The following is a 23238-nucleotide window of genomic DNA, read 5'->3' on the forward strand; positions in this document are numbered from 1 at the left end:
GGGGCCTCTAAAACAGTTCCCTTTAACCACGGGGAGGTGGGCAAGGAGTGTATTTGCATATCGGTGGGGACGTCCTTTTGCCTTTGAAGGATATTGTGGGAATCTTCGACTATGAGAAAATAGGGCGTTCGGCAGCCAACAAGGAGTTCTGGGCGGCCAACAAAAAAGGGCCTCGGCTAAAGGGCGAGCCGGTGAAGTCTTTTATCGTCACTACGGATAAGAAGATCTACTTTTCATCCATTTCTCCGGTGACCCTGGGCCGGCGGGCAGCAGCCCAGAAGAGAAAGAGCCCCGATGTATCCCCTGCTTTAAGAGAGTAATTTAGCTCGTAATCCAGGGATTGAGCCGAGGGGAAGATGAATCTTTCGCCAAATTGGCGATGGAGGCGGGGCCGAAGCAGCCTGAGGCCTGTGGCCGGCTCCTTAGTGCCGGAAGGCAAAAGAGCGGGGAACCCCGCCGGAGGCCGAAAAGGAAGCACCAGTATAGGTTCGCGAGGCTATTGATGCGAGGGGGAGCTAAATCACGTCTGGATAATAGGGTGGGGATGGCTCAGGAAGGCCTGCATTGTCGCCGAAAATTTATTGTGGTAATATTCTTCCTGGGTATTAAAGGATTACAGGAGGAAGCAAATGGAGGAAAGGGAAAAGGCTCCGGTCTATGATGCGAGCCAGATCCAGGTTCTGGAGGGTCTGGAGGCCGTAAGGCGGCGGCCCGGCATGTACATCGGCAATACCGGTTCGCGAGGCCTCCACCACCTGGTGTTCGAGCTGGTGGATAACAGTATTGACGAGGCCCTGGCCGGGTTCTGCACCCGCGTGGAAGTAGTACTCCACCGGGATGGGAGGGTGACGGTGGCCGATAACGGCCGGGGAATCCCGGTGGACATCCACGAACAGACAGGTCTGCCTGGGGTGGAGGTAGCCCTTACCATGCTTCATGCCGGGGGAAAATTCGGCGGCAACGGGTATAAGGTAGCCGGCGGCCTCCACGGCGTGGGGCTGTCGGTGGTCAACGCCCTGTCCAGCGAGCTTTTGGTGAAGGTTAAAAGAGACGGCAGGGTCTACGAGCAGCTTTACCGCCGGGGAAGCAAGGTGACCGAACTCAAGGCTACGGGGCGGGCCAAGGGGACGGGAACCATTATCACTTTCCGGCCCGACCCGGAAATCTTTGAGACTCTGGAATTTGACCCCGAGATCATTACGAAGCGCCTCCAGGAGCTGGCTTTCTTAAACCGGGGTCTAAAGATCCTTTTTCGCGATGAAGTGCGGGACCGGGAGGAAGTCTACCAACAGGATGGCGGCCTCATCGACTTTGTCCGCCACCTGAACAAAAATAAAAACGTATTGTACAGCCGGCCCTTCTATTTCAGCGCCACCAGGGATGAGGTCGAGGTTGAGGTTGCCCTGCAGTATAACGACGGTTACAACGAGTTAATCCTGTCTTATGCCAACAACATCCGTACCGTTGAGGGCGGGACCCATGAAGTAGGCTTAAAGGCAGCCTTAACGCGGGTCATCAACGATTACGGACGCCGCTTTAATATTTTAAAGGACAATGAGGCCAATCTTTCCGGGGAAGATGTACGCGAGGGTTTGGTGGCCGTAATCAGTGTCAAGGTGAAGGAGCCCCAGTTCGAGGGCCAGACCAAGACAAAGCTCGGCAATACGGAAGTAAGGGGCATCGTTGAGGGGCTGATAACGGACTACTTAAGCTCTTTCCTCGAGGAAAACCCCGGGGTAGCCCGGCGGATACTGGATAAAGCCATCACCGCGGCCAGGGCCAGGGAAGCCGCCCGCAAGGCCCGGGAGCTCACCCGGCGCAAGAGCGCCCTTGAAATTACCGCCCTTCCCGGGAAGCTGGCCGACTGCACCCACCGCGACCCGGCCGTGACGGAGCTCTTCCTGGTGGAGGGCGATTCGGCCGGGGGTTCGGCCAAACAGGGGAGGGACCGCCGGTTCCAGGCCATCCTGCCCCTTAGGGGCAAGATCCTAAACGTGGAGAAGGCGCGGATGGATAAGATTTTGAACAACGAAGAGATCCGAGCCATCATTACGGCTCTGGGAACCGGTATAGGGGAGGATTTTAACCTGGATAAACTGCGCTACCACCGGACTATCCTCATGGCCGACGCTGATGTCGACGGTTCCCACATCCGCACCCTGCTCCTTACTTTCTTCTATCGCTACATGCGGCCGCTGATAGAGAAGGGGCACGTATATATTGCCCAGCCTCCCCTGTATAAAGTCTCCCGGGGAAAAGAGGTCCATTACCTCTACAGCGATCAGGCCCTGGAGACCTTCCTTAACCCCCGCAACGGCGAGCGCTGGGAAATCCAGCGCTATAAGGGCCTGGGCGAAATGAATGCGGAACAGCTATGGGAAACAACCATGAATCCCGCCACGCGCACCCTCCTCCGGGTCACCTTGGAGGATGCCGAGGCGGCCGACGAGATCTTCAGCATCCTGATGGGCGACCGGGTAGAGCCTAGGCGGGCTTTTATCCAGGAACACGCCCATGAGGTGCGCAACTTGGATATCTAAAAGAGCTAAAGGGAGTGGCAGCCCTTGGCGGCTGAAAATACGGGAATCGGTACAGTCCTGCCGGTTAAAATCGAAGAAGAGATGAAGCGCTCCTACATCGACTATGCCATGAGCGTCATTGTGGGGCGCGCCCTACCCGACGTCCGCGACGGGTTAAAACCGGTCCACCGCCGCATTCTTTACGCCATGTATGAGGCCAATATGACCCCCGACAAGCCGTACAAAAAATCGTCCCGCGTCGTGGGCGATGTGCTGGCCCGTTATCACCCCCATGGGGATGCTGCCGTGTACGAAAGCATGGTGCGCATGGCCCAGGATTTCGCCAGCCGGTATCCCCTTATCGACGGCCATGGAAACTTCGGCTCCGTGGACGGAGATTCTCCGGCCGCCATGCGGTATACCGAAGCCAGGCTTTCCAGCCTGGCCCTGGCCATGCTGGCGGATATTGAAAAGGACACGGTAGACTTCATCCCGAATTATGACGGCACCCTAAAGGAACCGGTGGTGCTGCCGGCACGATTCCCTAATCTCCTGGTGAACGGTTCGTCGGGAATTGCCGTAGGCATGGCCACCAACATCCCTCCCCACAACCTGGGGGAGATCATCGATGCCTTGGTACTCCTCATCGAAAACCCCGAAGCCGGCCTCAAGGAGATTATGACGGTGGTCAAGGGGCCTGATTTTCCGACGGGCGGGGTCATCCTGGGAAGGGACGGCATACGCAATGCCTACCGGACGGGACGCGGTAACATTAGGGTACGGGCCAGGGCAGCCGTGGAAGCCCTGAGCGGGGGTCGGCACCAAATTGTTATCACTGAGCTGCCCTATCAAGTTAACAAAGCCCGCCTCATCGAAACCATTGCGGAGCTGGTGAGGGAAAAGAAGATCGAAGGTATAAGCGACCTGCGGGATGAATCGGACCGCACGGGCCTGCGGGTGGTGGTAGAACTCAAGCGAGATGCCCAGCCCAGGGTGATCCTCAACCAGCTTTACAAGCACACCCAGATGCAGGACAACTTCGGCGTCATCATGCTCGCTCTGGTGGACGGACGGCCCCAGGTACTCAATCTAAAGCAAATGCTGGAGCACTACCTCCTCCACCAGAAAAATATAGTCACCCGGCGGACCCGTTATCTGTTAAACCAGGCCGAGGCCCGGGCTCATATCCTTGAGGGTCTGCGTATAGCCCTGCAGTATCTGGATGCCGTTATCCGGACCATCCGGCGCTCCCGGGATGCGGACAGCGCCCGAAGGGCCCTCATGGAGAATTTCTCTTTGAGCGAAAAACAGGCCCAGGCCATCCTGGATATGAGGCTCCAGCGGTTGACGGCCCTGGAAAGGGAGAAACTGGAGGCAGAATACCGCGAGGTCCAGGAAAAGATAGCCTACTACCGGGAGGTCCTGGCCAGCGAGGCAAAAGTAATGGGTATCGTCCGGGAGGAGCTCCTGGAAATCAAGGCTAAACACGCCGATGCCAGGCGCACCCAGATTGTGGCCGAAGAAGAACCCCTGGAAGCCGAAGACCTGGTTCCGGAGGAAGACGTGGTTATCACCATCAGTCACCGGGGGTACATCAAAAGGCTGCCTGCTGACACGTACCGGAGCCAGCGAAGGGGAGGGCGGGGCATCCAGGCCCTGTCCACCCGGGAGGAGGATTTTGCCGAGCACCTTTTCGTTACTTCTACCCATTATTACCTCCTCTTCTTTACCAATAAAGGTAAGGTGTACCAGCTCCGGGCCCACGAGGTGCCTGAAGGAAGCCGCCAGGCCCGGGGCACGGCCCTGGTCAACCTCATTTATGTGTCTCCGGGTGAGCGCATCACGGCCGTCATCGCCGTCCGGGATTTTGAAGGAGATTCTTACCTTTTTATGGCCACGCGGCAGGGCGTGGTGAAAAAAACGCCCCTGAGAGAGTACCGCACTTCCCGGCGGGACGGGATTATAGCCCTGAACCTCGAGGAGGAGGACGAGCTTATAGGAGTAGAGCTAACGGGGGGCGGGGACGACATCCTCCTGGCGACCCGACAGGGCAAGGTCATCCGGTTCCGGGAAGAGGAGGTCCGCGGCATGGGCCGTGCGGCCCACGGTGTCCGGGGCATCAGGTTGGAGGATGGAGACGCCGTTGTGGGCATGGCCCGGGTCCAGCCCGCCCAGGACCTGGTGCTGGTTACGGAAAAGGGCTTCGGTAAGCGTACTCCCCTAGAAGAATATCCCCGGCAGGGGCGCGGGGGCAAGGGGCTGATCGGCATGAAGGTTACGGCCAAGACCGGTCCCCTCGTAGGCCTAGTCGTTGCCGGGGAGGAGGACGAGCTCATGCTCATTACCGCCGAAGGACTCCTCATCCGCCTCAATACGGCGGACATTTCCCGTCAGGGGCGATACACCCAGGGGGTCACCCTCATGCGCTTAGAGGAAAAGGACCGGGTCATGGCCGTGGCCCGGGTACCATGAAGAAAAATTTAACGGTATAGCTTTTCTATTAAACCAAGCTAAAATCCGGTTGCATCCGGCCGGATTTATATTATAAAATCACTTAGGGTTAATCTAACGAGACAGGGGGGAGTGGGTGTGGCTGCAGCGGAAAAAGGCACGTGGACGGTAAAGAAGGGCCTAGCCGAGATGCTCAAAGGCGGGGTAATTATGGACGTCACCACCCCCGAGCAGGCAAAGATCGCTGAGGAGGCAGGCGCCTGCGCCGTAATGGCGCTGGAGAGGGTGCCGGCGGATATACGGGCTGCCGGAGGGGTGGCCCGCATGGCCGATCCGACTGTTATCCTGCGCATAATGGACGCGGTGACCATTCCGGTCATGGCCAAGGTCCGCATAGGCCACTTTGTGGAAGCGCAAATACTGGAAGCTTTAGGGGTAGACTATATTGATGAAAGCGAAGTTCTGACCCCGGCCGACGAGGAATTTCACATCAATAAGCACGCCTTCAAGGTGCCCTTCGTGTGTGGCGCCCGCAACCTGGGGGAGGCCCTGCGCCGCATAGGCGAAGGGGCGGCCATGATCCGGACCAAGGGCGAACCCGGCACGGGCAATGTGGTGGAAGCCGTGCGCCATATGCGCATGGTAATGGCCGAGATACGCAGGCTGGTCAACCTGCCGGAGGAAGAATTGATGACTTATGCCAAGAACATCCAGGCGCCCTATGAACTGGTGCTGGAGACCAAAAAACTTGGGCGCCTGCCAGTGGTGAATTTTGCCGCAGGAGGCATTGCAACGCCGGCGGACGCAGCCCTTATGATGCAGCTGGGGGCCGATGGAATCTTTGTGGGTTCGGGAATTTTTAAATCAGCCGATCCCATGAAACGGGCCCGGGCCATTGTGGCTGCCACCACCCATTATAACGATCCCCACGTCCTGGCAGAGGTTTCCAAGGACCTGGGCGAAGCCATGCCGGGCATTGACATTGCGACCTTGAGCCAGGAACAGCGGATGCAAGAACGCGGATGGTAAGGAGAGGAAGATAGATTCCATGCTGGTAGGAGTACTGGCCCTGCAGGGAGCCTTCCGGGAGCACATGGAAAAATTAGAAGGGTGCGGCGCCCAGGGCCGCGAGATACGTAAACCCCATGAGCTAGAGGGAGTAGAGGCCCTGATCATTCCGGGAGGCGAGAGCACCACCATCGGCAGGTTGATGGTCGAATTTGACTTAATGGAACCCATACGCCGTCTAGGGGAAGAAGGTATGCCCATCTGGGGCACCTGCGCCGGCATGGTCCTGCTGGCTAAAGATATAATCGATAGCCAGCAGCCGCGCCTGGCCCTGATAGACATGAAGGTGCGGCGCAATGCCTTTGGGCGCCAGGTGGACAGCTTTGAGCTGGATCTGACCATCCCCCTGCTGGGCGAGAAGCCCTTTAGGGGGGTTTTCATCCGTGCTCCCTATGCGGAAGAAGTGCACCCTGGCGTCGAGGTACTGGCTACAGTGGACGGCAAGGTGGTGGCCGTCCGCCAGGGGAAACTTTTGGCTACGGCCTTCCATCCTGAGCTGACCGGCGATGTGCGCTTTCACCGGTATTTCTTGAACACCGTTGCCTCCTAGCCCGGCCCCCCATCCCGCAAAAGAGAAGCCTATACGTTTTTCCTGAGAACCCCCTGGGGCCGGGGAACAAAGTTCAAAGGGGTAACAGCCGGCAAGTGTTCCGGGTACCCCGGGGGAAGGGGCAGCAGGGGGCGGTAATGGGACAGGACATCCTGAGCCGGCAAGGCAGGCCCGGCAACCTTTAAGGCCAGGGCCTGTTTTGTCTTCGGGTTTTTACCGGGGAGGTAGTGCCGGCAGTGGACCGGCTTCTGGAGAAGAGCGTTGCCATCCTCAAAGAGTACCAGACGGACCAGGGTGCCTTCCCGGCGGCCCCGGAATTCCCTCCCTATAAGTACGTGTGGCTGCGGGACGGCACCTTCATTGCTTATGCCCTGGACCTGGTGGGAGAAAGGGAAGCGGCCGGGGCCTTTTATACCTTCATGGCTAAGACTATTATCAGGCACAGCTACAAAATCCACCGGGCCCGGAGGGCGGCGGAAGAGAAGCGGCCTTTGGAGGATGAAGAATGCCTCCACACCCGCTACACCCTCTCCGGTGAAGAAGGCCAGGAGCCGTGGGGAAATTTCCAGCTTGACGGGTATGGCACCTACTTGTGGGGCCTGGCCGCCCACCTCGCGCGGCAGGGCAGGATGGAAGGACTGTACCGGGACGTAATTTCCCTGGTGACCGCTTACCTCTGTGCCCTGTGGGACTGTCCCTGTCTGGACTGCTGGGAGGAATGGGGCGAGTACTGCCACCCTTCTACCTGGGCCGCCCTCTACGGGGGTTTAAAGGCGGTGTTGCCGTGGCTGGAGCCTCCCCTGGAGGGGCAGGCCCTGGCCGTCCTGGAGGTTTTGCCAGCTAAACTCAAGGAGGAATTCCGCCGGGAAGGACATTTTGTCAAGTTCGCCGGGCGGCCGGAGGTTGACGCTAATCTCCTGTGGCTGGGCGTGCCCTTCGGTATTTGCTCCTATGACGACCCCGTCTTTAAAACTACGGTGGAGAAAATAGAGAAGGAACTCCTGGGAGGAGGCCTTAAACGGTACCGGGCCGACACCTACTACGGCGGCGGGGAATGGGTGTTGCTGACGGCCTGGCTGGCCTGGTACTACCGCCTCCAGGACAGGGAACGGGAGGCCCGCGGGCTCCTGGAATGGGTAGCCGCTCAGGCCGATGAAGAAGGCCGGCTGCCGGAGCAGGTGCCCCATAACCTTAATTCACCGGAGCACTACACCTATTGGGTGCAGCGCTGGGGCCCTATAGCCCGACCCCTGCTGTGGTCCCACGCCATGTACATTATCGCGGCAACCCAGGGCCCCTCCGGTTGCTAATTCCGGCGCGAATATCGGGAAAAACCCGGGAGTCCCCGAAGACTGGTAATTGACAGGTCTTGCCGGCCAGGTTTATAATAAGTCCAAGTGTGCAAAGACGCGCAAAGGCGAGAAAAAGGAGGTCTTGTGGAGTGAGGAGCCTGCGGAAAATACTCTTCCTCGGAGTGTCCCTGTTGCTCTTGGCCCTTCTGACCGCCTGTGGACAGGCCCAGAAGAGCCAGGGGAGCGGCGACCAGACAGGGGAGCAGCAAGGCGAGACCATTAAAGTAGGTCTCAACCTGGAACTTTCCGGCCAGGTGGCTACTTACGGTACGAATATTAAAAACGGGATCCTGCTGGCCCTAGAAGAGATTAACGCGGCTGGCGGCGTCCTGGGGAAGAAACTGGAGCCCGTCATCCTCGACAACGCCAGCAAAGCCGAGGAAGCCATGAGCGTGGCCTCCAAACTGGTGGAGGAAGGGGTGGTGGCCATTCTAGGGCCGGCTACGACCGGGGCTACCAAGGCCTGCATACCCGTGGCCATGGATAACCAAATACCCCTTATCTCCCCGTCTGCTACGGCCCTGGACGTGACTTACGATCCTCAGGCCAAGAAGGTGCGCGACTTCATCTTCCGCACCTGCTTTACCGACCCGCCCCAGGCCATTGTAGGAGCCGAATTTGCCTTTAACGAGCTGGGGGCCAAAAAAGCTGCCATCCTTTACGATATCGGCAACGACTACAGCAAGGGCCTCTACCGGGTCTTTAAGGAAGAATTCACCAAGCTGGGCGGCGAAATCGTAGCCGAGGGTAGTTTCTCCGAAAACGACCAGGACTTCCGGCCCCTGTTGACCAGGGCTTCCCAGGCCGGGGCTGAGCTAATCTATGTGCCCGCCTATTACGGGCAGGTGGGTAAAATAATCGCCCAGGCCCGGGAACTGGGCATCCGGGTTCCCATGCTGGGGGCCGACGGCTGGGATTCCCCCGAGCTGGTTAACCTGGCCGGCGGGGCCGAGAATCTGAAAGACACCTACTTTACCAACCACTATTCACCCGCCGATCCCAGCGAAAAGGTCCAGGCCTTCGTGAAGGCGTATAAAGAGAAATACAACGCCGAACCCGATGCCTTTGCCGCCCTGGGATATGAAACGGCGCACATGCTAGCCGATGCCATTAAGCGGGCCGGCAAGGCCGATCCCGTGGCCATCAAAGATGCCCTGGCCGCGACCAAGGACTTTGAGGGGATAACGGGTCGCCTCAGCATGGATGCCAATCACAACCCGGTGAAGGAAGTATCCATTATTGCCATGGTAGACGGCAAGCAGACCCTGAAGACCAAGAAGATGGCACCTGAAGTTAAGGTAGATTAGTAAAAGCGACAACTGAAGGGGCCAATGAGGGGGTTAAGTTTACCCCCTCATTGGATTTCTCCCTCGGGCCGGCTACAAGGAGTGGCAGAGTTGGCAGAGTTAGTGCAGCAGCTGGTGAACGGGTTGACCTTGGGCAGCATCTACGCCTTGATAGCCCTGGGTTACACCATGGTCTACGGCATAATCCAATTGATCAACTTCGCCCACGGCGACATACTGATGGTGGGCGCCTATATTGCTTTTTTTGCCGTTACGGTTCTCAAGGTAGGTGTAGTAGCGGCCCTGCTCCTGGCCGTGGCCTTGTGCGCCCTGCTGGGGGTAGTCATTGAGAGGATAGCCTACAAACCCCTGCGGCAGGCGCCCCGCCTGGCGGCCTTGATTACGGCCATCGGGGTTTCCCTCTTTCTGGAGAACGGGGGCCTCTGGCTCCTGGGGACGGATTTCCGTTCCTTCCCGCCCGGGACCATAAGCAATCGTACCTTCGCCCTCCTGGGAGGCGCCGTGCGCTTTACCAGCATGCAGCTCCTGATCCTGGGCGTCACCGTTCTCATTATGATAATACTCCAGTATATCGTCCATTACACTAGAGTGGGAAAGGCCATGCGGGCCGTGGCCTACGACAAGGAAGCGGCGGCCTTAATGGGCATTAACGTGGACAGCGTAGTTTCCGTTACCTTTGCCCTGGGTTCGGCCTTTGCGGCGGTGGCCGGGGTGCTGTGGGGCCTGTATTATAACACCCTTCACCCCCTCATGGGCTTGATGCCCGGCCTCAAGGCCTTCGTGGCGGCCGTTATCGGCGGAATCGGGCTTATCCCCGGAGCCATGGCCGGCGGCTTCTTCTTAGGAATAGTGGAAGCGCTAGTAAGCGGCTACGGCAGCAGCGAGCTCCGGGATCCGGTGGTCTTTATCCTGTTGATCCTGGTCCTGCTATTCCGCCCCGCGGGGCTGCTGGGCAAGGATACGGTAGAAAAAGTTTAGGGCTTGAGACGAGGCGAAGGCCATGGGTTATTTTAGGAGTAAAAATATAGCTATTTTTCTGGTTATAATTGCCATATATTTGGCCGTAGACTGGCTCCTTAAGGAGGACGTCATCAGTAAGTTTCAGGAAGTAAACCTCATGCTCCTGGGCATTAACGTTATCCTGGCCACCAGCCTGAACCTCATTGTAGGGTTCACCGGCCAGCTGGCCCTGGGGCATGCGGGTTTTATGGCCATCGGGGCCTATGTGGCCACCATATTTACCGTTAAACTGGGGCAGCCCTTTGTCCTGGCCCTGGTGGCGGGCTCTACGGCTGCCGCCCTGGCTGGGGTGCTCATCGGCCTGCCGACCCTGCGCCTAAAGGGGGACTATCTGGCCATCGCCACCCTGGGGTTCGGGGAAATAATCCGGGGTCTGGCCGTAAACATCGAATATGTCGGCGGGGCCGCAGGCATTATGGGCATACCGCGGCTCACCAACTGGCCCTGGCTCTACGCCATGACCGTCTTGACCGTGGCGGCCATCAGGAATTTCCTCAATTCCACCCACGGCCGCGCATGCCTGGCGGTGCGGGAGAACGAGATCGCCGCTGAGGCCATGGGCATTAACACCACTTATTACAAGGTCCTGGCCTTTACCACAGGAGCCTTCTTCGGAGGACTGGCGGGGGGTCTGTACGCCCATTATTTCTATCTCATCCAGCCTGCTACCTTTTCCTTCCTGCGGTCCTTCGACATCCTGGTTATGGTCGTCTTAGGAGGAATGGGGAGCCTGACCGGCTCGGTAATCGCGGCCGCGGCCATTACCCTGGTTAATGCTCTGCTGCAAGACCTGGCCCTCCTGCGCATGGTGATCTATGCCGCCCTGCTGGTAGCTGTTATGATCTTCCGGCCCCAGGGGCTCATGGGTAACAGGGAGTTTACCCTTAACTGGCTGCGGCCAAGAGGAGGCGCCAACCGTGGTACTATTGGAGACTAAAGACCTTACCCTGGCCTTCGGAGGCCTGTCCGCCGTGTCCAGGGTCAACCTGACCATCAGGGAGGGGGAGCTGGTAGGCCTCATCGGCCCCAACGGGGCCGGCAAGACCACGGTCTTCAATCTCCTGACGGGGATCTATCGCCCCCAACACGGGGATATCCTGTGGCAGGGGCGTAGTCTGGTGGGCATGCGTCCCTTCCAGATAACCCAGCTGGGCGTGGCCCGTACCTTCCAGAACATCCGCCTCTTCGGGGAGCTGACCGTCCTGGATAACCTCACCATATCTTGCCACTGGCATAGCCGGTACCCCTTGCTGGGGGCCGTCCTGCGCCTTCCCTCCTACTACCGGCATGAAGGAGAGATGCGCCGCCGGGCCGAGGAACTCCTGGAACTCTTCGGCCTGAAGCAGTATGCCAGTGAAAAGGCTAAAAACCTGCCCTACGGCGAGCAGCGCAGGCTGGAGATCGCCCGGGCCCTGGCCGCCCGCCCGCGCCTGCTCCTCCTGGATGAACCGGCGGCGGGAATGAACCCCCAAGAGACCCAGGCCCTCATGGACTTCATCCGCTGGCTGCGGCAGGAATTCTCCTTGAGCATCCTCCTGATAGAGCATGACATGTCCCTGGTCATGAATCTCTGCGAAAGGATTTATGCCCTGGACTACGGCGAGGTAATCGCCGAGGGAACCCCGGGGGAGATCCGACGCCATCCGCGGGTCATAGAGGCCTACCTGGGTGAGGAGGTGGCTCCGGCCCTTGTTGGTGCTTAACGACGTCCATGTCTATTACGGTGCCATCCATGCCCTGAAGGGCGTAACTCTGGAGGTGAAGGAAGGGGAGATAGTCACCCTCCTGGGAGCCAACGGAGCAGGCAAGAGTACCACCCTAAAGGCCATTTCTGCCCTGATCCAGCCCCGGTCCGGAGAGATCCTTTTTGAGGGCCGTCCCCTGCACCGCCTATCCCCCCAAGAAGTGGTCAAGATGGGTATTTCCCACGTGCCGGAGGGGAGGCGGATCTTTGCCAACCTGACGGTGCTGGAGAATCTGGAGCTGGGCGCTTACCTTAGGCGGGAGCGGCGGGAGGTGGTCTCCGCTCTGGAGGAAGTGTGGCGCCACTTTCCCCGCCTGAAGGAGCGCCAGAAACAGCTGGCCGGGACTCTATCGGGCGGCGAGCAGCAAATGCTGGCCATCGGCCGCGCCCTGATGATGCGCCCCAGGCTCCTGCTGCTGGACGAACCCTCCATGGGACTGGCTCCCCTGCTGGTCAAGGAGATCTTTTCCATAATCCAGGAGATAAACCGCAGCGGAACCACTATCCTTTTGGTGGAGCAAAATGTCCATACGGCCCTCCAGGTGGCCCACCGCGGGTACGTCCTGGAAACCGGTCGCATTGTCCTCTCGGGTACTGCCGAAGAGCTGTCGGGGAGCGAAGAGGTGAAAAAGGCCTACCTCGGGGGGTAACTCCTCCCGGGCTAACCCCGGGCGGATAGGAGGACCTCTGGCAGGTCCCCACTTTTCGGTGCAGTGGCCTGCCCTGGGGCTTGCAAGCGAGCGAGCCTTCGCGGCTGCCAAACTTCATGAAGTCTAAAGCGGAGGCGGACCCGAGGTCGAAGGAGGCCTGCGGCCGGAAACAGAGACAGGATGGTTAAATTCTGCCGGGAGGCCCGCTTCAAGCTTTGAGGATGAGTGGTAGTTTGGCCGGCGAGGGTTTCAGGAGCGAGCGCAAGCCAAGCGGGCCTAGGCTCGAAAGGTGGCGATGGGCCGAGGAGGCCCTTCCTTGCCTAAAGTCGGCCGATGTGCTAAAATAGCGGTTGCATGGAGAGGGTCTTAGACGGGGGTGGATCGGGCCTGGTGGCCTGCCTGGACTTCAAATCCAGCCGGCGCGCGGGGTCGTCCCGGGCGCGGTGGGTTCGATTCCCACACACTCCCGCCAACCTTATACAATCCTACGGAGGTGAAAGCCTTGACCATTACCAAGGATATGAGCATTACTGAAGTGGTAAGCAAGTATCCCCAGACCGTGCCCGTGTTTATGGAGCACGGCATGGGTTGCCTGGGTTGTGCTGCAGCCCGGTTTGAAAATATCGAACAGGGGGCTATGGCCCACGGCATAGATGTGGATAAACTAATTGAAGACCTGAATAAGGCCGTACAAGGGAAATAAAAATAAAGATAGCGCGCAAAAGGGAACTATGGCGGAGAAAGCAGGAATCGCTCTTTATGTCGATAAAGGATCCGCATAAAGGGCGATTTTTTATTAGGGGTGCTTACGGGAGGTTTTTTCTCCATGGCGTGCACATATGACCGCCTCTTCTGCCAGTTAATAGGCGTACTAGCTACAGTGCTGGATATGGAGGACGATCATAAACTATACCATGCCTGGCGAGTGGCCCTCCTGGCCCGGGAACTGAGTCGGAACCTCCTGCCCGGGCGGGAGCGGGATGTCTTTTACGCCGGGCTGCTGCACGACCTGGGGGGTATCGGTCTACCGGATCACATTGTACACCGGGCTTTACAGCCCGGGGCCAAGGATGATCCGGAAATCCGCCTGCACCCCGAGCGCGGCGCAGCCATAGTGTCCCACCTTCCAGGCGTGGGCCTCAAACTCCGACCCCTGGTGGCCCAACACCACGAGCACTGGGACGGCTCGGGCTACCCCCGGGGTCTCAAGGAGGACCAGATCGACACGGGCGCTCTGATACTAAACCTCAGCGACGTCCTGGACCTCCAACTGCGCAGCTCCTCCAGCCGCGCCTGGGGGGACATCCGGCCGCGAATAGAGCAGCTGGCAGGCAAGGCCTATCCCGTTGAACTATGGCGGGAGGCGGACCGCATTCTCTCCGACGGATTCTGGGAGCGCGTGGCCGAGGATGAAGCCTTGGAACAGCAAATTGCCGCGGCCATGACGGAACTCCCTCCGGCCGGATGGGAGGAAGATCCTCCCCTCACGTCCACCATCTCCCTCTTTGCCCGGATTATCGATGCCAAGCATGCATACACGGGGGGCCACTCCCAGCGGGTAGCAGCCTACGCGGTGAAGCTGGCCGCCGCTCTGAAAATGGGGGAAGAGGATAGGCAAAAAGTGGAGATAGCAGGCCTCCTCCACGACTTCGGCAAGGTTGCCGTTCCCCGGGCGGTCCTGGATAAGGCGGGACCCTTAGATCCCAAAGAGTGGGAAATCGTCAAGAAGCACCCGGCACGCACTATAGACCTGCTAAGCCAGGTCGTCTACCTCAAAGAAATAGCCCCCCTGGCGGGCCTCCACCACGAGCGCTATGACGGCAGGGGCTATCCCTACGGGCTAAAGGGGCCCGACATCCCCCTGGGGGCCCGTCTCATTGCTGTGGCCGACGCCTTTGACGCCATGACTTCGCCCCGGCCCTATCAGCCCACCCGGTCCGCTGGTGAAGCCTTGGAAGCCCTGGAGCGTGGAGCGGGACGGCAGTTTGATCCGGGAGTCATAGCCGTGGCCCACGTCCTCCTGGACGGGCAAAATCCTAACTAACCGGGGAGTTGAGGGAATTGCACCGCCTGGCACGCCGGCTAACAGTCCGGGTCGCCGCCCTGGCCCTGGGGTATTCCTTCCTGGCCTTCCTGATCATCCGCTACAGCCTCTGGTACCAATGGATGGAAGGCATGCCCATACTGCCGCCAGGCACCGCCCCATATACCCTAAAGCTGCTGGAGAGCGGTTTCTTTAAGCTCGCCCTGGGAGGACTGATCCTCCTAACCTGCGGCACCTACCTGGTGGCCCGCAGCCTCCTGGGTCCCTTGGGGGACATGCTCCCCGCCACCCGGCGGATTGCTTCCGGTGATCTGGAGCAGCGCCTGGAGGTGCTGACCAATGATGAATTAGGCCTCCTGGCCCGCCATCTGAATGAAATGGTAGACCGGCTCCGCAGCAATATACGAGAAATTTCCAACGAACGTAATAAAGTGAGAGCCATCCTGGCCAGCCTTACTGATGCCGTGGTGGCCGTGGACCAGGTGGGGCGGGTGATGCTGTGCAACCCGGCGGCGGAGGCTCTCTTGGAGAAAAAGGAGCACGAGATGCAGCAAAAGTATCTCCTGGAGATCATCCGCAATCACGAACTGGACCGGCTGGCCAAGGAGATCCTGGATAAAGGTAAGCCGGCGGAGGCCGAAGTAAGGCTCTTTCCTACCAGCGCCGGCCTTTTCCGCGTCCACGGAGCCCCCATCCTGGGGGAGCGGGGCCGCATTGTGGGAGCCGTCCTTTCCCTGCGGGATATAACCGAGATCCGGCGTCTGGAGCAGATGCGCAGCGAATTCGTGGCCAATGTTTCCCATGAACTGCGCACGCCCCTCACTTCCATCCGGGGCTTTGTGGAAACCCTCCTGGAGGGGGCCCTGGCCGATGAGAAGACCAGCCGCCGCTTCCTGGGGATTATCAATAGCGAAGCCCAGCGCCTGCAGCGCCTCATCGAGGACCTCTTAACCCTTTCCCGGGTGGAACACCGCAGGCCGGAACCGGTGGGGATGGGGGCCTCGCTGCCCCAGGCCGTCGCAAGGGTAATGGAGGTGGTAAGGCCTTTAGCTGAAGAAAGGGGAGTGAGTCTCAAGACAGACCTTCCCCCCGACCTCCCCCTGCTGAGGCTTCCGGAACACTTCCTGGACCAAATCCTCCTCAATCTGTTGGATAATGCCATCAAGTACACTCCGGAGGGGGGTTCGGTAACGGTGACGGCCTCCCGGGAAGGTTCGCGGGCCCGGGTACAGGTGAGGGATACGGGGATAGGTATTCCCGCCGAGAGCCTGCCGCGGATCTTCGAACGATTCTACCGGGTAGACAAGGCGCGGTCCCGGGCCATGGGAGGGACGGGCCTGGGTCTGGCCATCGTGAAGCATATGGTGGAAGCCTACGGGGGCACGGTGGGGGTGGAAAGCCAGGTGGGGAAGGGCAGCACCTTTCATTTTGTAGTTCCCCTAATGAGGAGGATGGAAGGGGGATGAGTTAGATGCCCGCAAAAAATAAAGATGAACAAGAGCGGAGGAAGGTGTACCGGCGCGTAGTAGACGTCAAAGGGAGGGTTACCCTGCCGGCGGAAATGCGGCAACAACTGGGAATACGGACCGGAGAGGAAGTGGAGTTCGTCGTCCGGGAGGAGGGAGAGTGGTGCTTGCGCAAAAGCCAGCCCCAAAGGATCTGCGGCGTGTGTGGGTGCACGGTAAACCTCATCATCCTGGGGGGGGAGGCCTTGTGCCGGCGCTGTGCCCTCCAGTATGTCCAAACCCTGGCGCGGGAACTGGATCTGCAAGTGGTGGGAATAGGTGGGAATTCTCCCAGGGGGTAGGATTCGGGAGGGCGGTGTCGAATAAGTAAATATATGGTACAACAATAAATAATTTCGTCGAAAAAAGTGAGCTGCCTCAGGGTAAACCTGTCGAAAGGCAGGGGCACAAAGCCATGGGTCTAAGGCTCCCGCTGGGGGGCTATGATCGCCAGGCTGCCGGCTCGCAAGGAAGGAGTGCCTTGCCTGGGAGCAAGGTTTATTTTGTTTGAGCCGTTACCGGGGGCGCCTTTTTAGGAAGGAATGTCGTGGTAAGTGCTGGAAGACACCGTCGTTACTCTGCTACAGCGCCTGTATTACCACTCGCGGCTTACTTACCGCCACAGTGTCCACGTGGCGGCCATCAGCTATCAATTGGCGCAGGAGTTAGGACTTCCAAAAGCCCAGGTGCGTCAAACCTTTTGGGGAGCTCTGGTACATGACGTAGGCAAGCTTACCATTGACCGTAGCATCCTGCATAAGAAGGGGCCCCTGACCGAAGACGAATGGCAAAAGATGTATGAGCATCCCCGGGAAGGCTGCCGGCTGCTCCCCGAGGGAGACGACTGGCAAGCCATTAGGGAGATGGTCCTTTATCACCACGAAAAGTGGGATGGGAGCGGCTACAGCGGCCTCTGTAAGGGGGAAATACCCCTGGGAGCCAGGATTATAGCCCTGGCCGATGCGTTGGATGCCATGACGTCGAGCCGCCCTTACCAGAAGAAGCGCGAACTGGCGGCTGCCTTACAAGAAGTAAAGGAGTGCAGCGGCAGCCAGTTCGATCCCCAACTGGTCGAAGCCCTCTTCTCCTTAACAATGCATCTTTTAAAAGGACAGCGACGGCCTACGCCCTCCAAAATTAATGAAATCTTAAAGAGAACAACATGGACTTTTAACAGTAATGAATTATAATTTCAATTAAAGGATAAACCACTTACCCGCCAGCCCTTTAGTAAAGCGTCCTCTGACCTCCTTTTTATATATACTTACTTGCCCAGAGGTTATCTGGGCCATTTTTTTTAAGAAAAACAATAGAAGGCCGCCCTCAAAACTTAAATGGCGGCCTTCCTTCTAAAGAGCCCATAAGGACCTTCGCTCCGGCTACGACAAATCCTTACGTAGCCCGAGGCAGTCTTTCGACTACCCCAGACCATTACAGGACTCACCGTAGCCTTGACTCGATAATCAGGGATACCTTAGAAGCCGACCCGGATCTCTCGACCAGGCGCCGACCTCCAGCCCACTAACTAATGCCTAGAAGCCTGCGGCACCCCTGACTATCTTAGCTCGACCGGCGGTGATCCTTGCAGACCTGCCGGCAATCCTTGGACTGCCGGCAAGCCCTGACGGACCTACCGGCGATCTGCCCGCCGGCTGGTACCGAGCCCCCGGGACCCGGTACCAACCTTTGGCCGAAGGTTACCGAGCCTCACTCTGGAGACCCGGCAACCCTCTGGGCTCGGCCCTTACGGACCCTGACACTACTATTATGGCCCCGCGGCCTGCGAATTATTTATGAACGCGCGATCTATTTCGCTGATAAAGCCCGGTTTTTTTTAGAAGGATTTTGCAAAGACAAGGGGCCTATCTTGCGTTATACTTTATTTGGAGGGCGACGGGAAAGAACAGGAAGGGGTAGGTAGAGGTGTACTGCGAAGCGGATCTCCACACCCACACCGTGGCCAGCGGCCATGCGTACAGTACGGTCAAAGAGCTGGCCGAAGCGGCGGCTGATAAAGGTTTAAAGCTCATCGCCATCACTGACCACGGCCTCCGCATGCCGGGCGGTCCCCACGAGTATTATTTCCATAATATTACAGCACTGCCGCGCAAGCTGGGAGAAGTAGAAATTTTGAGGGGGGTAGAGGCTAATATCATCGATGAAGAGGGCCACTTGGATGTACCGGAAGGGATCCTCGAAAGGCTGGATATCGTCCTGGCCGGCTTCCATTCCGGGGTCGGTTTCGATGGACGCTCCCAGGAAGAATACACCCGGGCGGCCCTGGCGGCCCTCAGCCACCCCCTGGTCCATATCCTAGTTCATCCCGGCAATCCGGATTTCCCCATAGACCTGGAGGCAGTGGCCAAAGCTGCGGCTGCCAACAATAAGGCTTTGGAGTTCAACAATAATTCCTTTTTGGTCAGCCGTCCGGGCAGCCTGCCGCGCTGCCAGCAACTGGGCCGGCTGGCCAAACAGTACAGAGCCCCGGTGGTCATATCCAGCGATGCCCATATCCATACGGCCGTGGGGAATTTCGTCCGGGCCTGGCAGGTGGTTAGGGGGGCGGGTATCGGCGAGGACCAGATAATCAACCTGACGGCCGGCCGCGTCAAGGAGTACCTTGGCTGGCACCGCCGCCGCTCCCGGGCTGGGAGGTCCTAGCCCCTTAAGACGGGGGTGAGCCCCATGAAGACCAGGGTGCGCTTCGTTTGTCAGGCCTGTGGTTACGAGAGCGCGAGCTGGCTCGGACGCTGTCCGGTCTGCGGAGCCTGGGACTCCCTGACCAGGGAAGTAGAAGGGGCCGCAAGGCTTTCTTCTTCCCACGCCGGGGAGAACACCTCCCCGGTCCTGCTGGCGGACGCGCCGGAAATAGGGGCCGAGAGACTCCAGTCTGATGTAAGGGAGTGGGACCGCGTCCTGGGCGGGGGGCTGGTGCCGGGATCATTAATCCTGGTAGGGGGGGCTCCAGGCATTGGTAAGAGCACCCTTTTGCTTCAGCTGGCCCATTCTCTGGCCGAAAGGTATGGGGCGGTGCTGTACGTTTCCGGCGAAGAATCTCCAGGCCAGACCCGCCTCCGGGCCCAGCGCCTGGGCGCCCTGTCCCGGCGGATCTATTTGCTGGCCGAAACCAACGTGCAGACCATCCTGCAGCAGGTGGAAGCCCTGGAACCGGTGGTCGTCATCGTGGACTCCATCCAGACGGTTTTCTTGCCCGACCTCCCTGCTGCGGCCGGCAGCCTGTCCCAGGTGCGGGAGAGCGCGGCCGCCTTTCTGCGCGCGGCCAAGAAGGGTGGGCCGGCGGCCATCCTGGTAGGGCACATCACCAAGGACGGTTTTCTGGCCGGGCCCAAAGTGCTGGAACATCTGGTGGATTGCGTCCTCTACTTGGAAGGGGAAGGAATGCAGGCCTACCGGCTGCTGCGGGCGGCCAAGAACCGTTTCGGTTCCACCAACGAGGTGGGAGTATTTGCTATGACTTCCCAGGGGCTCAAGGAGGTGCCCAATCCGTCGGAGACTCTGCTGGCAGAGCGTCCCCACGGGGTGGCCGGTTCAGTGGTAACGGCTTGCCTGGAAGGGACGCGTCCCCTCCTCCTGGAAATCCAGGCCCTGGTCAGCCGCACCAGCTTCGGCCACCCCCGGAGACTGTCTACCGGTCTGGATTACAACCGGGCCCTGCTCCTCATGGCCGTGCTGGAGAAGAGGGGCCACCTGCCCCTCGGTACCCATGATGTCTACCTAAACGTCGCTGGCGGCATCAACATAACCGAGCCGGCCGCCGACCTGGCCGTCTGCCTGGCCATAGCCTCCAGCCTGCAAGATAAGCCCCTAGATCCCCACCTCCTCGTTGTGGGGGAGGTAGGCCTGGCGGGAGAGGTACGGGCCGTGGCCCAGGCCGAAAAGCGGGTAGAAGAAGCCCGGCGCTTGGGGTTTACCCGCTTTATACTGCCCGAAGGCAATAAGAAAACTTTCCCCTCCCGGCAGGAGGGCGAAGTGTATTTCGTGCGTACTATAACCGAAGGTCTAAAGTTGGCCTTGGGGAAAACTAGGTGAGGCTGAAATACCGCAGGGTGCAGAGTTTGTCCTGTTCCTTGTCCAGGACGTCGGTCAGGCTGATGTCCAGGGTGTTGCAAAGGGCAGTTAGGTAGAAGAATAGCTGGCCTAATTCCTCTTCTACGGTTTCCCGGCAGTCGGGGCAGAGTTCGCCTAAGAGATGGCTGGTCAGGTAGGAGGGAAGTTCGGCCATGCCTACACCAGCCGGGAGGTTCTGCTTGGCGGCCTGAACCTGGATACAGCCACAATTAGTTACCGCCTTGGCTACCGCCCGCTGGACCCGGGCCTGGGCTTCCTGAATCTTGGAGAGAATATCCAGGATACTCTTATGCCTAAGGGTGTATTGGGCCACGATTTGTTGAAAGCGATCGCATAAAAGATCGGACATCCCGCCACCCCTCCTTTGTGCTAAACTAATTATAAGCAGGGGGTTCAGAGGCTGTCAACGGTGGGGCGGTCGAGTTTGCCAGCATTGCAAATATCTGTTATAATGGAGACGCCGAACACCAACTTGGTATAATATGGGGGCAGGTGAGGAATAATCAGAAAAAGTGAGAAAGAAGCAGGTGATCGCATGTTCTATCGGTTGATACGAGCGGCTATTTCTTTGGTCATGGCCGCCGTAGGGTTTTCTGTGGGGCAGGCCGGTCTGTCCCTCTGGACTACGGGGCCTCCGGGGGCCAAGTGGCCTCTCTTGGGCCTGGTGACCCTGCTCTTTGCCCTGGCCGGTTATGCCCTGGCCCACCGCCTGGTGGATTGGGGGCTGCAGTTCGTCCGCTGGCTGGAGGCCCGCCTGCAACGCCTGTCGGCCCAGGAACTGGTGAGCGGAGCCCTGGGACTGGTTATTGGCCTTATAATTGCTAATCTTATCGGGGCGCCCTTTGTTCACCTGCCTTTTGTGGGCCCCTATATTCCCATGATCGGGAGCATATTCCTGGGGTATCTGGGCTGGAGCCTGGGGACCAAGAGAAGGGAAGAGATATGGAGCCTGTTCGCCTTTCTCCCCAGGCTGGGCAAAGATAGGTCCAAGGGGGAGGGCGCCCGGAGCGGGGCCAAGATCCTCGACACCAGTGTCATCATCGACGGCCGCATTGCCGATATCATTCAGACCGGCTTTCTGGAAGGGACGATGATCATACCGGGCTTTGTCCTGGAAGAGCTGCGCCATATCGCCGATTCTTCGGATGTACTGAAGCGGAATCGCGGGCGCCGGGGCCTGGATGTTCTAAACAAGATCCGCAAGGAGCTGGGCGTCACGGTAAAAATCCACGAAGAGAAATTCGATGACGTGGCCGAGGTGGACAGCAAGCTGGTCCGCCTGGCCCAGAAGCTTAAAGCGCCCATTGTTACCAATGATTATAATTTAAATAAAGTGGCCGAGCTCCAAGGTATAAGGGTCCTGAACATAAACGAGCTGGCCAATGCGGTGAAGCCCATTGTCCTCCCCGGCGAAGAAATGACCATCCAGGTGATTAAGGACGGCAAGGAGGCCGGGCAGGGCGTGGGCTACCTGGATGACGGCACCATGATCGTGGTCGAGAACGGCCGCCGTTACATCGGCCAGTCCATTGCCGTCCTCGTAACCAGCGTGCTGCAGACTTCTGCCGGACGGATGATATTCGCCCGTCCCAAAGGCCCTGAGAGGAAAAGCCACCACGCAGGCCAGCCCGCCCACCAGCCCCTCGAACGGGGAGAATACCAGTGCCTTTCTTGACCGCCCTGGTAGCGGCCGCCGGCCAGGGGAGAAGGATGGGAGCCGGCCGCAACAAAGTTCTGCTCAACTTAAGGGGCAGGCCGGTTTTAACCTACAGCCTGGACGTCCTGGAAAGTTCACCCCTGGTCCACGCCGTTATCGTCATCACCCGGCGGGAAGACATGGACCAGTGCCGGGAGATCCTGGGCAGCCGATATAGCAAGGTTGTGGGCCTGGTGGAAGGGGGCGAAGAGCGCCAGGATTCCGTTTATCGGGGACTGAAGGCCCTCCCGGAGGAAACAGAGCTGGTGGCGGTCCACGATGCCGCCCGCCCCCTGATGGACGAAGGGCTCCTGGCCAGGGTGGTGGCTGCGGCCCGGGAATGGGGCGGGGCGGTGGCCGCCGTGCCCGTGCGGGATACCATCAAGCGGGACGATGGTCAGGGGTTGGTCGGCGAAACCCTGGTACGGCAGAACCTTTGGGCCGCCCAGACGCCCCAGGTTTTCCGCCGGGCCTGGCTGGAGGAGGCCTACCGGCGGGGGAGGGCTGAAGGTTGGCGGGTAACCGACGACGCATCCCTGGTGGAGAAGTGCGGGTATCCCGTGAAGCTGGTCAAGGGAGACTACCGCAACCTTAAAATAACGACCCCCTATGACCTGCTCCTCGCCGCTGCCCTCCTGGAAATGAGAAGTTAAGGGCCCTCCGGGCGGGCAGGAGGAGAATCCCTTTTCTGACGGGGATATTCTGCGATAACACTCGAACCGCACCTCTAGGGGGCGCCGAACATATAATGCGCATAGGCCTTGGTTTTGACGTCCACCCTCTGGTAGAAGGCCGCAAGCTCATCCTGGGCGGGGTGGAGATACCCTATGAACGCGGCCTGGCCGGGCACTCCGATGCGGACGTCCTGCTCCACGCCCTGGCCGACGCCCTCCTAGGCGCTGCTGCTCTGGGAGATATCGGCCAGCACTTTCCGGACGACGACCCGCGCTTTGCGGGCATAGAGAGCACCCACCTGCTCCGCGAGGCCTGGCAGAAGGTTAGCCAATTGGGCTTTTCCCTGGCCAATGCCGACTGCGTGGTGGTGGCCCAGCGGCCACGCCTGGCTCCTTATATACCGGCCATGCGGGAAAAGATCGCCGACATCCTGGCCGTACCGGTAAAAAGGATCGGCATTAAAGCTACTACCACCGAGGGCCTGGGCTTTACCGGCCGGGGGGAGGGCATAGCCGCCCTGGCCACGGTATTGCTCTTGCCGCCCCTTTCTTGACAAGGACGCGGCCGC

General features: G+C 59.2%; 22 protein-coding genes, 1 tRNA gene and 1 riboswitch. Of the genes, 22 read left to right on the top strand and 1 reads right to left on the bottom strand.

Going from position 1 to position 23238, the window contains the following annotated elements:
* The first annotated feature begins 47 nt into the window (after positions 1-47).
* From remB to radA, 19 genes are all read left to right on the top strand, one after another.
* Positions 48-320 (top strand): extracellular matrix regulator RemB, encoded by a 273-nt coding sequence (gene remB, locus TAMC210_RS07240; protein WP_173298094.1) that lies wholly within the window; start codon positions 48-50, stop codon positions 318-320.
* Between the two features lie 309 nt (positions 321-629).
* Positions 630-2540: a DNA topoisomerase (ATP-hydrolyzing) subunit B gene (gene gyrB, locus TAMC210_RS07245; protein ID WP_173298095.1), complete on the top strand. Its 1911-nt coding sequence runs from the start codon at positions 630-632 to the stop codon at positions 2538-2540.
* 24 nt (positions 2541-2564) lie between these two features.
* Complete coding sequence (gene gyrA / locus TAMC210_RS07250) at positions 2565-4991, top strand: DNA gyrase subunit A (protein WP_256366480.1); 2427 nt, start codon at positions 2565-2567, stop codon at positions 4989-4991.
* A gap of 117 nt (positions 4992-5108) precedes the next feature.
* Positions 5109-5999 carry a pyridoxal 5'-phosphate synthase lyase subunit PdxS gene (gene pdxS, locus TAMC210_RS07255; RefSeq protein ID WP_173298096.1) on the top strand — a complete coding sequence of 297 codons (891 nt, stop codon included), beginning with the start codon at positions 5109-5111 and terminating at the stop codon, positions 5997-5999.
* A 19-nt stretch (positions 6000-6018) separates the two neighbouring features.
* Positions 6019-6588 carry a pyridoxal 5'-phosphate synthase glutaminase subunit PdxT gene (gene pdxT / locus TAMC210_RS07260; protein ID WP_173298097.1) on the top strand — a complete coding sequence of 190 codons (570 nt, stop codon included), beginning with the start codon at positions 6019-6021 and terminating at the stop codon, positions 6586-6588.
* A 236-nt stretch (positions 6589-6824) separates the two neighbouring features.
* The gene (locus tag TAMC210_RS07265; protein ID WP_173298098.1) at positions 6825-7898 is read left to right on the top strand and encodes a glycoside hydrolase family 15 protein; all 1074 of its coding nucleotides are present in this window, start codon (positions 6825-6827) and stop codon (positions 7896-7898) included.
* Positions 7899-8029: 131 nt separating this feature from the next.
* Positions 8030-9247, top strand: coding sequence for an ABC transporter substrate-binding protein (locus TAMC210_RS07270; protein WP_173298099.1), 1218 nt, complete (start codon positions 8030-8032; stop codon positions 9245-9247).
* Positions 9248-9337: 90 nt separating this feature from the next.
* Positions 9338-10225, top strand: coding sequence for a branched-chain amino acid ABC transporter permease (locus tag TAMC210_RS07275; protein WP_217267301.1), 888 nt, complete (start codon positions 9338-9340; stop codon positions 10223-10225).
* Between the two features lie 22 nt (positions 10226-10247).
* Positions 10248-11204 (top strand): branched-chain amino acid ABC transporter permease, encoded by a 957-nt coding sequence (locus TAMC210_RS07280; protein WP_173298101.1) that lies wholly within the window; start codon positions 10248-10250, stop codon positions 11202-11204.
* Positions 11185-11970 (top strand): ABC transporter ATP-binding protein, encoded by a 786-nt coding sequence (locus TAMC210_RS07285; RefSeq protein ID WP_173298102.1) that lies wholly within the window; start codon positions 11185-11187, stop codon positions 11968-11970. The genes TAMC210_RS07280 and TAMC210_RS07285 overlap by 20 nt, the downstream gene beginning before the upstream one ends.
* The gene (locus tag TAMC210_RS07290) at positions 11957-12661 is read left to right on the top strand and encodes an ABC transporter ATP-binding protein (protein ID WP_173298103.1); all 705 of its coding nucleotides are present in this window, start codon (positions 11957-11959) and stop codon (positions 12659-12661) included. Before TAMC210_RS07285 ends, TAMC210_RS07290 begins: the two co-directional genes overlap by 14 nt.
* 372 nt (positions 12662-13033) lie before the next feature.
* Positions 13034-13133, top strand: a tRNA-Sec gene (locus TAMC210_RS07295).
* Between the two features lie 30 nt (positions 13134-13163).
* Entirely contained in the window at positions 13164-13364 is a 201-nt protein-coding gene (locus tag TAMC210_RS07300; RefSeq protein ID WP_173298104.1) for a DUF1858 domain-containing protein, read from the top strand.
* 123 nt (positions 13365-13487) lie between these two features.
* Complete coding sequence (locus TAMC210_RS07305) at positions 13488-14705, top strand: HD-GYP domain-containing protein (protein WP_173298105.1); 1218 nt, start codon at positions 13488-13490, stop codon at positions 14703-14705.
* Positions 14706-14722: 17 nt separating this feature from the next.
* Positions 14723-16171 carry a two-component system histidine kinase PnpS gene (gene pnpS, locus TAMC210_RS07310; protein ID WP_173298106.1) on the top strand — a complete coding sequence of 483 codons (1449 nt, stop codon included), beginning with the start codon at positions 14723-14725 and terminating at the stop codon, positions 16169-16171.
* A 5-nt stretch (positions 16172-16176) separates the two neighbouring features.
* Positions 16177-16512, top strand: a complete 336-nt coding sequence (locus TAMC210_RS07315) for an AbrB/MazE/SpoVT family DNA-binding domain-containing protein (protein WP_173298107.1) — start codon at positions 16177-16179, stop codon at positions 16510-16512.
* A gap of 70 nt (positions 16513-16582) precedes the next feature.
* A riboswitch (cyclic di-GMP riboswitch) is annotated at positions 16583-16673 on the top strand.
* Between the two features lie 91 nt (positions 16674-16764).
* Positions 16765-17400, top strand: a complete 636-nt coding sequence (locus TAMC210_RS07320; protein ID WP_173298108.1) for an HD-GYP domain-containing protein — start codon at positions 16765-16767, stop codon at positions 17398-17400.
* A gap of 733 nt (positions 17401-18133) precedes the next feature.
* A complete protein-coding gene (locus TAMC210_RS07325) occupies positions 18134-18871 on the top strand; it encodes a phosphatase (RefSeq protein ID WP_173298109.1) in 738 nt (245 codons plus the stop codon).
* 24 nt (positions 18872-18895) lie between these two features.
* Entirely contained in the window at positions 18896-20260 is a 1365-nt protein-coding gene (radA, locus tag TAMC210_RS07330; protein ID WP_173298110.1) for a DNA repair protein RadA, read from the top strand.
* Here the strand turns inward: radA and TAMC210_RS07335 are convergent.
* Positions 20253-20648 (bottom strand): DUF1573 domain-containing protein, encoded by a 396-nt coding sequence (locus TAMC210_RS07335; protein ID WP_173298111.1) that lies wholly within the window; start codon positions 20646-20648, stop codon positions 20253-20255. The genes radA and TAMC210_RS07335 overlap by 8 nt on opposite strands.
* Positions 20649-20834: 186 nt before the next feature.
* On the opposite strand from TAMC210_RS07335, the gene TAMC210_RS07340 reads away from it, so the two are divergent.
* The 3 genes from TAMC210_RS07340 (at position 20835) to ispF (ending at position 23223) form a co-directional block, all read left to right on the top strand.
* The gene (locus TAMC210_RS07340) at positions 20835-21974 is read left to right on the top strand and encodes a PIN/TRAM domain-containing protein (protein ID WP_173298112.1); all 1140 of its coding nucleotides are present in this window, start codon (positions 20835-20837) and stop codon (positions 21972-21974) included.
* Positions 21962-22648 (top strand): 2-C-methyl-D-erythritol 4-phosphate cytidylyltransferase, encoded by a 687-nt coding sequence (gene ispD / locus TAMC210_RS07345; protein ID WP_173298113.1) that lies wholly within the window; start codon positions 21962-21964, stop codon positions 22646-22648. Before TAMC210_RS07340 ends, ispD begins: the two co-directional genes overlap by 13 nt.
* Before the next feature lie 95 nt (positions 22649-22743).
* Positions 22744-23223 (top strand): 2-C-methyl-D-erythritol 2,4-cyclodiphosphate synthase, encoded by a 480-nt coding sequence (gene ispF / locus TAMC210_RS07350; protein ID WP_173298114.1) that lies wholly within the window; start codon positions 22744-22746, stop codon positions 23221-23223.
* Positions 23224-23238: the final 15 nt, after the last annotated feature.

Source organism: Thermanaeromonas sp. C210, from assembly GCF_013167955.1.
Lineage (GTDB): Bacteria > Bacillota > DSM-521 > Neomoorellales > Neomoorellaceae > UBA12545.

Coding starts and splice junctions, on each gene's coding strand:
- gyrB (WP_173298095.1), top strand. CDS start 630: ATGGAGGAAAGGGAAAAGGCTCCGGTCTATGATGCGAGCCAGATCCAG.
- pdxT (WP_173298097.1), top strand. CDS start 6,019: ATGCTGGTAGGAGTACTGGCCCTGCAGGGAGCCTTCCGGGAGCACATG.
- TAMC210_RS07280 (WP_173298101.1), top strand. CDS start 10,248: ATGGGTTATTTTAGGAGTAAAAATATAGCTATTTTTCTGGTTATAATT.
- TAMC210_RS07305 (WP_173298105.1), top strand. CDS start 13,488: ATGGCGTGCACATATGACCGCCTCTTCTGCCAGTTAATAGGCGTACTA.
- TAMC210_RS07315 (WP_173298107.1), top strand. CDS start 16,177: ATGCCCGCAAAAAATAAAGATGAACAAGAGCGGAGGAAGGTGTACCGG.
- radA (WP_173298110.1), top strand. CDS start 18,896: ATGAAGACCAGGGTGCGCTTCGTTTGTCAGGCCTGTGGTTACGAGAGC.
- TAMC210_RS07335 (WP_173298111.1), bottom strand. CDS start 20,648: ATGTCCGATCTTTTATGCGATCGCTTTCAACAAATCGTGGCCCAATAC.
- TAMC210_RS07340 (WP_173298112.1), top strand. CDS start 20,835: ATGTTCTATCGGTTGATACGAGCGGCTATTTCTTTGGTCATGGCCGCC.
- ispF (WP_173298114.1), top strand. CDS start 22,744: ATGCGCATAGGCCTTGGTTTTGACGTCCACCCTCTGGTAGAAGGCCGC.